Here is a 13,370-nt window from a genome sequence, read left to right on the forward strand (position 1 = left end):
CAAGTTTACGCCTCATAAGGGTTACTTCCTCCGCAATATTTCATTATTCAATCATTTTCTTTAGAAAAAACATTCAATCCTGTCATTTAAACGACCTTGTCCTCTGGCATCCTATTATTTTTCAATCGTATTGTTGTATGTTCAAGACTTTCCTAACTTTTCACTTGCTATAGCACCATATCTATATAACGACTCTTACTTTTTATGGTGGCTCTTTAGTCAGGATGTTTTAGCTATAAACCTTCTCAAGAGTACAACGACTACGCTCACTTAACACCTGTCCTTAAGGAACGATAAAGCTTTGCTATTTAATGACAAATATTTTTAAACAATAGCGAAATATTAGTCGATTTTTGTTGCTAGGACGTGTACATTGTTAAGAGGTTCTTACTATTACAGAGATAATAAACCATTAAATCATTTAGATAATTACCCTATAAATATAGGGTCCGATACGCCTTTACCCACACCTGTCGCACCAACCATAAGGCTCGTAGGAGCTTTTATCAAAGGAATAAGATTATGGAAAAGGATTTCTCAAAGCGTTCAGCACTTAAGCTTAGCTCACTCACTTTAGCAGTTGCTGCAGCAACATTGACCTCAGTTTCAGCTTTTGCTGACGCAACGCCAGACTGTAATGCAGGCACTGATGCCACTGCGCTAGAGTGCGGTGTCAATGCGGCTGCAACAGGTGTGGATGCACTTGCTGTCGGTACAGACTCCACAGCAACTGGTAACTCAACTACAGCGGTTGGCGGCGAGTCAGTGGCGAGTGGTCCTGGTGCTACTGCTATCGGCTGGCAAGCAGTTACTGCAGGCAATCGATCAACCGCACTGGGTCATCAGACCTCTGCAATCGGTGTTCAGTCAGTTGCTGTCGGTGAGGATGCAACGGCGACAGGTAACGGTGCTATCGCGATTGGTGGTAATAATGATGTCAATAATGACGGGAACTTAGACGAAGATGGTGTTGGCTCAAATGCCAATGGTAATGACGCTGTAGCAATCGGTGCTGGTGCTAGCGCGCAAGGCAACTCTACGACAGCGGTTGGTGGCGAGTCAGTAGCAACTGGTCCTGGTGCCACTGCTATCGGTTGGCAGTCGGGTGCAAATGCAGAGCGTGCGCAAGCATTCGGTCATTTGGCTCAAGCAAATGGTGTGCGCTCTACAGCAGTTGGTGAAGCGGCTTTTGCTGGTGGAACCAATGATACTGTGGCTGTCGGCAACTTGACGCAGGCCAATGGTAATTCGACGACTGTACTAGGCGGTGAGGCCTTTACTGGAACAGTGGCGGATGATACAGATTTAAATGCAGGTGCTCTAACTTCTACAGGTGAGACTCCAGGTGCTACTGCCCTTGGTTGGCGTGCAACGGCTACGGCAGAGAGAGCGACCGCAGTCGGTCATTTAGCCAGTGCTACTGGTGTTCGTTCTACCGCAGTCGGTGAAGATGCTTTTGCTGGCGGCGCTAATGATACCGTAGCTATCGGTAACAAAACTCAAGCCAATGGTAATTCGACGACGGTATTGGGCGGCGAAGCCTTTACCGGAACAGTGGCGGATGGTACAGATTTAAACGCAGGCTCTCTAACTTCTACGGGTGAGACTGCAGGTGCGACCGCTGTGGGTTGGCGTGCAACGGCTACCGCAGAGAGGGCGCAGGCTTTTGGTCATCTAGCCAGTGCTTCTGGCGTACGCTCACTTGCTGTAGGTGAAGATGCTAGTGCTGAATCAGACAATGCAATTGCTATCGGTAATAACTCAGTCGCCTCAGGTCTCGATGGTGTAGCGGTCGGTGGTGATAGAAGTGGCGAGCGTCAAACGACCGCTTCTGGTACCTCTTCTACTGCTATCGGCGCACAAGCCCAAGCGACGCAAGCGGGTGCGACCGCAATCGGCTGGCAGTCAACCGCTAGTGGCGTTCGTGCACAAGCCTTTGGTCATTTAGCATCTGCAACTGGCGAACGCTCTACCGCCGTGGGTGAAGCTGCGCAAGCACAAGGTGCAGGATCAGTAGCACTGGGTAATCAGTCATCTGCTAGTGGCTCAAACGGTATCGCTATTGGTAATGGTGCTGCAGCGGCAAACGACAATCAAATCGTCTTAGGTAGCACAAACCAACTGCAAGAGAGCACTCTATCACAATCTGGCGTAACCAATATTGTGACAGCGGATGCAAGTGGTACGCTAGGTACCCTGAATATGGAGTCACTAGCAACATCAAGACAATTCAACGATTTGCGTAGTCAATACAACCGTCAAGAAGATCGCTTAGATGAAGCGGAAGATGGTATTGCGATGGCTCTATCGATGGAAACCCCAGTTATCCCTTCAGGTAAGCGTTACGCCATGACTATCGGTACGGGTTATTACAATAGCAGCTCAGCCATCAGCGCCTCGTTCGCTGGTCGAGTCAGTGATAGTATCACCATCTCAACTGGTGCAGGCTTCGGTACTGACACGGGTAAAGTAGGCGCACGCGGCGGGGTAACCTTTGCTTGGTAAGTGTTGCTTAGTGATTTTCGTTTGATGATTTTGGCTTAGCAACTGGCTCGTCTATTAATTGATATACGGGCTAGTCAATAAACAGATATTTACCTCGTCTTCATGCGTATTTAAACATAGCGAGGTAGATATCTTTTAGCGTTAGAAGTTTACTCAAAATAAATAAAAATTCGTTTCACAGAGACGTGTTTACGGTTCCATCAAAACAACTAGGAAGTCTTTAACTATTTTAACAGAGGAAAAATTATGAAAATTGCAGTCTCGTCATACTCAGCACGAAAGATCAGCACTCTTGCCCTAACAATTGCAGCAGCGTCTTTAAGCACTACCGCTGTGATGGCAGCTGAATGTCAGATCAATGATGCCAATACCCAAACCATCATGGGTGCCACTAGCAACGTCAAGTCTGCTATTGCCTGTGGTAGTGCAGCAACTGCTGGCGGTACTAACGATACTGTCGCTATCGGTAGCAAAGCCAATGCTGGTATGAACTCTGCCACAGCGGTCGGTGGTCAAGCCAATGCAGCAGGTCTAGGATCTACCTCTATCGGTTGGCAGTCAAAGGCCACTGCTGAGCGAGCGCAAGCATTTGGTCATCTCGCCAATGCTAGCGGTGTACGAGCAACGGCAGTCGGTGAAGCAGCGATGGCTGGTGGAACTAACGATACTGTCGCGGTCGGAAACAAAGCCAATGCTGGTATGAACTCTGCCACAGCGGTCGGCGGTGAAGCCAATGCAGCGGGTCTGGGGTCGACCTCTATCGGTTGGCAGTCAAAAGCCACGGCTGAGCGAGCACAAGCGTTTGGTCATCTAGCCAATGCTAGCGGTGTACGCGCAACAGCGGTCGGCGAAGCCGCAATGGCTGGTGGAACTAATGACACTGTCGCGGTCGGCAACAAAGCCAATGCTGGCATGAACTCTGCTACAGCAGTCGGCGGCGAAGCCAATGCAGCAGGTCTGGGCTCCACCTCTATCGGCTGGAAATCAAAAGCCACGGGCGAGCGTGCGCAAGCATTTGGTCACCTAGCCAATGCTAGCGGCATACGTGCAACAGCAGTTGGTGAAGCCGCTGCGGCACAGGGTGAAGCATCTATTGCTATCGGTAATATCTCAGTTGCTAGCGGTTTGAACAGCATCGCTATTGGTAACGGCGTCAAAGCAACCAATAAACATCAGGTCGTCTTGGGTAATGCAGGACAAGTTAAATCAAGTACCGCCTCACAGACAGGTCAAGTCAGTATCGTAACGATTGATGAGAACGGCACGTTAGGTACCATGCTTGTTGATTATTACAAATCAGCTCAGTAATCCTAACAACTATTAGTCTTAATATAAACAGCAAAAACCCCGCTATTGCGGGGTTTTTTATATCTCACTATGACGAAACTTATGAGCAAATCATTTGATAATAGCTTCTGTATGTAGCTTCTATATATAGAAGCTATATAGTGCTAAAAGCGTGATGGATGCGGTTTAATCCTTCTATCAACACCGCTTGAGGACAAGCCACGTTAAGGCGCATTTTTGAGTGTCCTTCTTCACCATATTTAATTCCGGCATTGAGCTCCACTTTTGCTGCACGCAGCGCATTATAAAGTTGTTGATCGTCTTGACTATAGGCTGCGCAATCCAGCCAGATCAAATAGGACGCTTCTGGACGCATGACCTTGATCTTAGGCAAGTGCTCAGCGAAATACTGCATGGTTAGATCAATATTACCCTCAATATAATCCAGCGCCTGCGACAACCAGTCACTGCCCTCGCTATACGCACTACGCATCGCTGTGTATGCAAATAAATTCAGTTCATACTCGTCGTTTAGCTGCTGCTGCTGGCTGATTTTTTGGATTAATGCTGCATCCTTAGCAAAGATCATTGAGCCTTTGATACCAGCGATATTAAAGGTTTTGGTCATCGAGGTTAGGCTCACCACCTTATGCTCATATCCTGCCGCTAGTGTTAAAAACGGCGTAAAAGCATACCCACTCAGAGTCAAATCTTGGTGAATCTCATCACTGACAATCGCCACATCATGTTTTTTGCAAATGGTAAGCAGTGCATTCAGCTCATCTGCTGTCCACACGCGCCCGCCCGGATTGTGTGGATTGCAAAGTAAATATAGCTTCACATTATGCTCGATAATCTTGGCTTCGATATCGACCAAATTCAAACGATATTTGCTCTCGCTCTCTTGTAACGAGGAAGTAATGAGCGTGCGCCCATTTTGCTCAACCTTACTCATAAATGGCGCATAAATCGGATCATTGACCAGTACCGCATCCCCGAGCTTAGTAAACACATGCATCATCAGCGCTAAGCTTGGTACGACACCCGGCGAGAACAAGATATTTTCTTTAGCAAGCGGCAACTCATAGCGACTGCCATGCCAGTCAACGATCGCGTCATACAGCGCTGCGGTGGGTTTGGTATAGCCCAATATGCCGTGCTGCACGGCTTTTTCAATTGCCTCCAAGATCGGCGGGGCAGCTTTGAAATCCATATCGGCTACCCACAGCGCAATCGTGTCATCGCTATAGTGCCATTTGAGTGATCCTGTATCCCGTCTATCGATGACTTCATCAAAGTTGTATAACACTTGCGCGCTCCTATATTTTAAATAATGGTTCAGGGTACAACAGGAATGGCGTCATCAACAATCGCTTTATGCAGGATATATAAAGTCGCTATATGATTATCAAAATCATGCCTATTTCGTCCCTTTTAAAATCTGATACTATTGACTCACAGGGATAGACACTGAGCACCTCAATCAAGGAGACCGATGATGACCACTGCAAACCAAAAGCCGCTTACAGACACGCAAGCATACGTCTTGACCAAATCCGATATCGATAACACGCCTGAGACTAAGCATGTCCACCAGTTCAATGAGAAAGCCATTCGCCATACGGTGTCGCTCAGTGATATTGTCGGTCTGACCAAATTTGGCTTGCACCTTGTGCGGGTAGAGGCAGGCGATGAGACGACGACCCATCACTATCATGAAGAGTCCGATGAGTTCATTTATGTGCTGTCGGGCGAGCTGTCGCTACGCTTCGGCGATGAGCAGTATTCGCTAAAGGCTGGCGACTTTGCGGCGTTCCCTGCGCATGGCGCTGCGCACTCAATGCGTAATGATAGCGATGCCGATGCTACTTATCTAATGGGCGGCAGCCGACCTGATATTGATATTACCCTGTATCCAGAGATCGACCGTAAGATGTATAAGATTCATGGTAAAAAGGAGTATGTGGATTTGGAGAATTTGGGTGAGGTTTGAGAACAGTTCTCTATGACATATAAATTATGCTAAATATTATTAGATCCTAACTACATCAACTAAACCTAAATGATTTAGGCGATCCTCTGTTGTCTGACTCAATTCTGATACTGTAATAAATAAATTCTGGATAGCCCTACTGATAGCAACATACCTGAGCCTATGTTCTTCTAATTCATCTAGATTAGGAGCAGTTATAAAACTAAGTTCTTTCTCATCGTCTAGAACAAGTAGTACATTCTCAAATTCAGCACCTTTCGACTTGTGTATAGTAATATTATTACTGGTATCTTCAATAATATTTACACATAAGGCTAAGCTCTTATAGTTAGTATTGTCGTAAAAATTTTTAGGATTTCCAGCCCTAAAATTACTAAGTCCATCAATCCCTGAATCCGCTTGTAATATATTATAGAAAGTCATTAAGGGTTCATTACAGTACTCATCGTACTTACTATTTATTAAGAAAAGCAAACCTAAAGCGTCTTTCTTACCTTGGCTACTTCTCCCAAAATATTTTTTAAGCTCATTCAAAGCTTCTTTAATTTTATTTTCACGACATAATTCTACAGCTGTTATGCATGGTATAACCAATCTATAGCGATTGGGACTATCAACTCCTTTTAAATCTTTGAACAAATTGTCGTTTAAATCTATACCTTCAATATCTTTTTTCAAAGCATTAGCAGTTATATTTTTCCAAGAGAGTGTGGTTATTTCTTCCTCAAAAGATGTTCTTTCAATTGTTTGCAGAACAGTTAATCTATGCCCAACGTAAATAATAGGCTTGTTTCCATTAAACTCATCTTGACCTTGTTGTGTAAAATCAGGTCTTATATGATTTAGTAAACTAATAATTTCTTTCGTACTACGTCTATTATCATCTATTTTATAATCTCTTATGCCTTCTAGCTGAAAATCGCCAAACTGTTTGGGGAGTGCGCCTTGAAACTGAAATATAGACTGCGCAATATCACCAATAATTCCTATGATAGTGTCTTGCACCCCAACCTGACGCAATAGTTCAACTTGAATAGGGTTACTATCTTGAAACTCGTCTACAAAAAAGTAGGGGAACTTAGCTCTTAAAACGTCTAAGATAAAAGGATGTTTTTCGATTATTTGAAAACTAAAAAATAATACATCATTATGATGTAGATATCCGTCATTCCAATATAATTCTTTAATAGAATTAAAGTTTGTCTCCAAGGCATCAATAGCCTTAGCATGCAAATAAATCCTTTTTTCTCCCTCATAAATATAACTTTCAGATCTATCAGCTTTGAAAACCAAACTACTCTCATTATCAAACTCACATCTTAAAGTACTTAGCCATCTAGCCACCTTATTCAGATTTTCGGGTCTATTAGTAAGAGAACTAACACTATAATGTGACTTCAAGAGATGTTTATTAGAGTGATTTTCTATCCATTCCCTTATCTTTTTTTTAGATATATTAACGTCATCATGACCATCTAACCTAGAAACATTGAAACCATAGTCATCTGCGATGAAGTGCATATATGGCTTTATAACATGTTTATATAAGAAGCTATGAATTGTTGAAACTTCTACTTGATTAGAAGATGAACCTAGCCTATCTCGAATTATCTCTACTGCTGTATTAGTATAAGTAATACAAGCGACTTTTCTACTTTTATCTAATCGCTCAGATGTGTGTAAAACTTCTTTAATATGATTAACGAGCCAGTGTGTTTTACCTGCACCGGGTCCAGCTAATACTCTAAAATGATGCTCGATATCACCAAGCTTATTACCCGAGTCAATTCGTATAGGCTCTACTCGCATATCCATGCTAAAGCCTCCCTCATATACTTAGGTACAACAAAATCCTCGATATTATTAGTTAGATTTTCCTCAAGAGCGTATGCTAGCTCTAGTGCATTCTCTCCTTTCCCAATTGAATTTAAATATCTTGAGGCTATAACGGCTTTTATTTTATCTTCTTCACTCCAAGTATCACCTAGTGCTTCAATCGCTTCCTTAATTCTTTGATTTTCTGTACTAAGTTCTTTATCGGGGTCACTTCTATTACCTAATAAAGCTAAACAATCACTCAAAGTACTGCTCTCGTTTAAGTCCATCATTTCTCGGATTTCAGACTTATTAGACATGCTTTCAGTCAGTAATAATTTACATTTTGGATTGTATAGAGCCAAATCATATTCAAGTGTCTTTCCTTTGCAGACTTCTTGACTAAAGAATCTGATATTCTTATGGTTCTTATATTTTTCAATTAACTGAGATGGATGATCTTTATATTCATATTTATCACTATCTACTTCGTACTCAAATGGATAACATTTTTCGTAACTATTCTGATTTTGTTCCTCGTCTTCTACTTTCTCTCTTCTAGTAGGATCTCTGTCTGTTATACAAACCACCTTCTTAAAAATTGCTGAGGCACTTTGTTCAGTATCAAATAGCTTCAAAAAATGGTTAAAGTATCTACCACCTATGTTAATTACAGATATATGATGATTTTCAAGAGGATCTCCTAGACTTTCTGCAAATATACCCATTAGTAACTGCTCTGCTAACCCTTCCACAAGAATAATTTTTTCTGCGAACAACATATTTGATTTAGTAGCATCTAGAAATCTTTTAACGTATTTTAGAGATTTTAGATCAACAGCACTATGATCAAACACTTTTGCTAGGTAGCCTACGTTTGAGTTACCTTCAATATCGTTATGTAAACATATTATCTCTTCTAATTCTGTTGCTGACGTTACATGAGTTGAATGTGAGGTAATAAAGATTTGTCTAACAGTATCGTTACTAATATTGGTTTTTAGAAACTTAAGAAATTTATCTTGCATTGATGGATGTAAATGCGCTTCAGGTTCCTCAATGACAAGCATTGGAAACACTTTAGCGTTACCTCCAAAATATTCCTCATCTGCGTTAGCTTGCATCTTTGCTAGAAGTATTGAGATATAGATAAGATTGTTATAACCCAATCCATTATGTGAGGCAGGAATTTTGAATCCTGCTTCCTCAACAATGAGTCTTAGAAAGCTCAACATTTCTATATCTGATGTCTCACCCTCAAAATTAGGTGTGGATTTCAAAGAAGCACCTGTTTGATTAGCATAAGATAATATTGCCTCTTTACCACTTTCCATTCTTTTATCTAAGACCTCAATCAATCTTGAAGAACTCTCAGAAAATTGTTTCGACTTATCTTTTATTTCTTTGTTTTTGTCTAAGGTCTTATCGGTTGAACTTTTAACCTCATAATCTAAAAAGAAATGTAATACTTCTTTTAGCATTACATTACGACCCGAAACTAGGTCTCTTTCAACATCTCTAATAGCATCAAGAAACTGAAAGTCAAACCTCTGTAATAACTCACTATCTGCTTGATTTTGGTTAGTGACTTCACCTCCCCATATTTTGTGGGTATAAAGCCGTAAAAATTCATTATCAATGGTTTTGAAAGCTTTGCTTATTAACTCTTTTGGAATTCCTTGTTCATTTGATTGAACTAATTGCTCCATTTCTTCTAAATATTTCTGCTCATATTTCTCAGGCAAAAAGAATTCATAGGTAAGCTTCGCCTCATAATCTTCAGTAAGCAAAGTTAACCATTCGCTGACCGTAACTAAATCATCATTGTTAGAAGTATTGCCCTTAGAGATCGTTACTGTAATAGACACTTTTGGAGAATGCTGTCTTAGCTGATCCAAAGAAGCATTCATGTTAAAGTCGTTAACAGTTAAACGCTTTTTAGAATTTGGGTTTAAAATTAACCCTAAAGCTCTGATTAGATTAGACTTACCAGCATTGTTATGGCCGATAATAACGTTAATACCATCATTAAACTCAATTTCATTACTTCTAAAATTCCTGAAATTTTCTATTTTTATTTTTGATATATACATTTACCATCAGCCTTTAGGTTAGTGTAAAAGAGAATTATTTACCAGTAAACTCAGCTTCCCGTCTCTCAACCATCGCCATCACGCCCTCTTTCGCGTCTTCTGAATGAAAGAGCGGTGGCAGATAGCTATGGATATTAGCCAGTGCCGTCGCTGCCCCATTGCGACTCGCGTCTTGTGCTGATGATAGCGCGCCTCTGACACCCAGCGGCGCGGCTTTACAGATCTCTTGTGCCAGCGTTAATGCGCGCTCGTATTCAGACCCATTTGCCACCACTTCACTGACCAAGTTCAGTCGATCAGCCGTTTGCGCATCGAACGCTTTTCCCGTGAGTAGGTACGGCATGGCTTTTTGCCAGCCTGCCGCCGCGACAAACCGTACCGTCGCCCCGCCAAATGGCATGATGCCGCGTTGGACTTCCATTTGAGCAAAGTTACAGTTATCACTGGCGATAACCACGTCACTATTGAGCATCAGCTCGATAGCTACCGTAAAACATGTACCTTTTACCGCGACCACTACTGGCTTGGTACGTAGCTTTCCACTGATACCCCACGGGTCAATTTGATTGTCATCAAACTCAAACACACCGTCGTTTAGCTTGTCTTGTAGCTCGACCAAATCTAGCCCAGCAGTGAAGTGATCACCATGCGCAAAGATAAGCGCACAGCGTAAATGATCATCGTTTTCATATCGGCTCATGGCTTCGGAGAGCTGGGTGATCATATGACTGTCAAAGGCATTACGTTTATTAGCGCGATTTAGCCCAATCAGGCAGACGTAGCCGTCTGTGTCATAGGTGATGCGATTGTCTTGAGTATTACTGTCCGTTGTCATGGTACTGTCCTTGTTGAAATAATTTTTTGTATTAAGTGGTTATATCGCTCACATCGCTCAATCTCGATTGCTTATTGATAGAGATATATTGATAGCGCTTTGTCGATAGTTCTGTCTTTAATCTGACTTTTAATATAGACATCATGCTGCCATAACACAAGCAGTAGAGATGACTTGTATGAAGCATAATCGATAAAAGTTGACCTCATTTGCGATAAGTGCAACTATGATTCAGATTCAGGTAGCGTACAGAGTATTTTATGGAATTTTGGCATGGGTTTTTGCTTATCACGAGCGTTCATTTACTAGCAGCTGCCTCACCAGGTCCTGATTTTGTCTTGGTTTCACAGCAGACGTTAGCTAAGGGTCGCCGTACTGGTTTGATTTGTAGTTTGGGGATTACCTTAGGGCTGTCGGTGCATATTATCTATTCGGTGCTGGGACTAGCAACAGTCATTGCTCACTCGCAGCCACTATTGACCGCGATTAAATGGTTGGGTGGTAGCTATTTGATCTATCTAGGGTGGCAAGGTATTCAGGCAAGACCAAAAAAGCCAGCAGAACTAGCAACATCGGTAACGCAAGAGAACGCACCAATTGATCACTTACAAGCAAAGCAAGACACTCCTACTCATATCAAATCTATAAATACTGAATCTTTAAATGCTGAGTCTGCCGTTGCCACATTGCGCCGTGGGTTTTTTTGTAATGTCTTTAATCCAAAAGCGCCTGTTTATTTTGTGGCTATCTTTACCCTCGTCTTATCGCCAGACATCCCATTTTGGCAATTGGCCATCTATGGTGTATGGATGATGGTATTGCAGATGGCATGGTTTAGCACCGTGGTGATGCTACTCTCTATTCCTGCGATTCACCGTCGCTTTCAGCGTTTTGAGCATTGGATCGACCGTGTATTGGGGTCCGCGATGATTGTATTGGGACTCAACCTGATTTTGCGTCATCGATAACTCATTTGTGAGCGGTGAAATCTGCTACACTGCTGACTTATATCCATATATCGTAGCCTGACATTATGACAAGTAAGCCCATGACCCGTAATCCTGCCAATAGCAAACATAGAAACCGATCGCCTGCAACCGCCAAAAAACTCGGTCAGCTGCATCCGCGCAACCCGCACCAAGGTCGTTACGACTTTGCCGTATTAACACGCGCGTTGCCTGAACTTGCTGAGCACACCATCACCAACCCCAAAGGCGAGCCGACGATTAACTTCTCGGATCATCAAGCGGTTCGCGTTCTGAATAAAGCACTACTGGCAAATTATTACGGTGTTAAGTTTTGGGATATTCCAGACGGCTATTTATGTCCGCCTATCCCTGGACGTGCCGATTATATCCACTATATTGCGGATTTACTCGCGCAAACCACGCACGTCAATGCCGACAACACACCGCCAACAGGCAAAGAGATTCATGCTCTTGATATTGGTACGGGTGCCAGTGCGATCTATCCGATCGTTGGTAGCCAAAGCTATGGCTGGCGCTTTACGGCAAGCGATATTGATCCGATTTCGGTCAATACTGCCGCCCTCATTTGTGATGCCAATCCCAAGCTAAAAAGCGCAGTCAAAGTAAAGCTGCAACCTGAGCCTAAGTTTATCTTTAAAAACATCATCGGTCGTCAAGATTATTTCGATGTGGTGGTGTGTAACCCTCCATTTCACGCGTCATTAGAAGAAGCAATGGAAGCCAACAGCCGCAAGCAGCACAACTTGCAACGTCATCGCGGTAAAAATGAAAGCGAGCAAATCAGCCGTCATTCAACCAAGTCAGGTAATGCGGCGCAAAACCTAAACTTCGGTGGTCAGCACAAAGAGCTATGGAGCGAAGGTGGCGAGATTGCTTTCTTAACCAAGATGGCAAAAGAAAGCCAAAGCTTTGCAGAACACGTTGGTTGGTTCACGACACTGGTCTCAAAATCTGAAAACGTGAAACCTTTGCAGCTGCTATTAAAGCAGCTGGATGTCGCGCAAATGCGTATTATCGAGATGAGCCAAGGGCAAAAGAGTACTCGTGTACTGGCGTGGCGCTTTGATACTGATGAAGAGTAGTCGATAGATACGTTAGTTAATTTAAGTTTCACGTGAAACAAAAAAAGCACCGCTTTGATATTCAAGGCGGTGCTTTCTGCATAAAGACTAGGTGAAACTCTAAATAAATTAGCCAAAAAACATGACTTTTATGCCAATCGCAATCAATACCACGCCGCCCAATACTTCGGCTTTATCCTCTAGCCATGTGCCTGAGCGACGTCCCAAATAGACCCCAATCCAGCCAAACACAGCCGTTACTACCGCGATAATCAAGCAAGCTAACCACGCGTTCAAGGCCAATAAATTTAGCGTAAATCCGGCTGCCATTGCATCGATACTGGTGGCAATCGCTAGCGTAAACATCGTGCGATGATTGATGTGCCCATGACTGTTACTAGCGACCACTCCTGTTTCACCATCAGTACTAATCGCATCATCATTGACATCTAACTCATCACTATCCGCATCTGATCCGTCAGCGGTAAACACTTCGTAAAGCATTTTTCCGCCTAGCGCAATTAATATGATCCCGCCAATCCAAGGCGCGGCCGACGCCAACCAACCCAGCAGCGCCGCACCCAATAAATAACCAATGAGCGGCATCACGCCCTGAGCAATACCAAAGTACAGCGCAGCATAGATAGCCAAGCGCCGTACGTACTGATGGCTATATTTTTGAGCCTTAGCACCCAGTCCTATCGATACCGCAAATGCATCCATCGCTAGGGCGATAGCAAGTAATATCACTTCGATCATTTTATTTCCACAAATTATGATTGCTAATCAATA

Annotated in this window: 10 protein-coding genes; 5 read left to right on the top strand and 5 right to left on the bottom strand. The window is 43.1% G+C overall.

Going from position 1 to position 13,370, the window contains the following annotated elements; genetic code table 11:
- The first annotated feature begins 522 nt into the window (after positions 1–522).
- Both AC5JPO_RS08715 and AC5JPO_RS08720 read left to right on the top strand, forming a co-directional pair.
- On the top strand, positions 523–2,505 hold the full coding sequence (locus AC5JPO_RS08715; RefSeq protein WP_493853868.1) for a YadA-like family protein: 1,983 nt from the start codon (positions 523–525) through the stop codon (positions 2,503–2,505).
- A 246-nt stretch (positions 2,506–2,751) separates the two neighbouring features.
- Positions 2,752–3,813 (top strand): hypothetical protein, encoded by a 1,062-nt coding sequence (locus tag AC5JPO_RS08720; RefSeq protein ID WP_493853869.1) that lies wholly within the window; start codon positions 2,752–2,754, stop codon positions 3,811–3,813.
- Positions 3,814–3,946: 133 nt separating this feature from the next.
- On the opposite strand, the gene AC5JPO_RS08725 is transcribed toward AC5JPO_RS08720, so the two are convergent.
- Positions 3,947–5,101: a MalY/PatB family protein gene (locus AC5JPO_RS08725; protein ID WP_493853870.1), complete on the bottom strand. Its 1,155-nt coding sequence runs from the start codon at positions 5,099–5,101 to the stop codon at positions 3,947–3,949.
- Between the two features lie 189 nt (positions 5,102–5,290).
- Between AC5JPO_RS08725 and AC5JPO_RS08730 the strand changes: the two genes are divergently transcribed.
- Positions 5,291–5,785: a cupin domain-containing protein gene (locus AC5JPO_RS08730; RefSeq protein ID WP_493853871.1), complete on the top strand. Its 495-nt coding sequence runs from the start codon at positions 5,291–5,293 to the stop codon at positions 5,783–5,785.
- Between the two features lie 39 nt (positions 5,786–5,824).
- Here the strand turns inward: AC5JPO_RS08730 and AC5JPO_RS08735 are convergent, their stop codons facing one another.
- From AC5JPO_RS08735 to AC5JPO_RS08745, 3 genes are read right to left on the bottom strand one after another with little or no spacing between them, the layout of a single operon-like run.
- The gene (locus AC5JPO_RS08735; protein WP_493853872.1) at positions 5,825–7,600 is read right to left on the bottom strand and encodes a UvrD-helicase domain-containing protein; all 1,776 of its coding nucleotides are present in this window, start codon (positions 7,598–7,600) and stop codon (positions 5,825–5,827) included.
- The gene (locus AC5JPO_RS08740) at positions 7,585–9,693 is read right to left on the bottom strand and encodes an ATP-dependent nuclease (RefSeq protein WP_493853873.1); all 2,109 of its coding nucleotides are present in this window, start codon (positions 9,691–9,693) and stop codon (positions 7,585–7,587) included. The genes AC5JPO_RS08735 and AC5JPO_RS08740 overlap by 16 nt, the downstream gene beginning before the upstream one ends.
- A 34-nt stretch (positions 9,694–9,727) precedes the next feature.
- Entirely contained in the window at positions 9,728–10,528 is an 801-nt protein-coding gene (locus tag AC5JPO_RS08745) for a crotonase/enoyl-CoA hydratase family protein (RefSeq protein ID WP_493853874.1), read from the bottom strand.
- Positions 10,529–10,788: 260 nt separating this feature from the next.
- Between AC5JPO_RS08745 and AC5JPO_RS08750 the strand changes: the two genes are divergently transcribed.
- A complete protein-coding gene (locus tag AC5JPO_RS08750; RefSeq protein ID WP_493853875.1) occupies positions 10,789–11,496 on the top strand; it encodes a LysE family translocator in 708 nt (235 codons plus the stop codon).
- 65 nt (positions 11,497–11,561) lie between these two features.
- Complete coding sequence (gene rlmF / locus AC5JPO_RS08755; RefSeq protein ID WP_443524940.1) at positions 11,562–12,599, top strand: 23S rRNA (adenine(1618)-N(6))-methyltransferase RlmF; 1,038 nt, start codon at positions 11,562–11,564, stop codon at positions 12,597–12,599.
- Positions 12,600–12,707: 108 nt separating this feature from the next.
- Here rlmF and AC5JPO_RS08760 read toward each other — a convergent pair whose 3' ends face one another.
- Positions 12,708–13,337 (bottom strand): manganese efflux pump MntP, encoded by a 630-nt coding sequence (locus tag AC5JPO_RS08760; protein WP_493853876.1) that lies wholly within the window; start codon positions 13,335–13,337, stop codon positions 12,708–12,710.
- Positions 13,338–13,370 lie beyond the last annotated feature (33 nt).

Source organism: Psychrobacter sp. H25 (assembly GCF_059076335.1).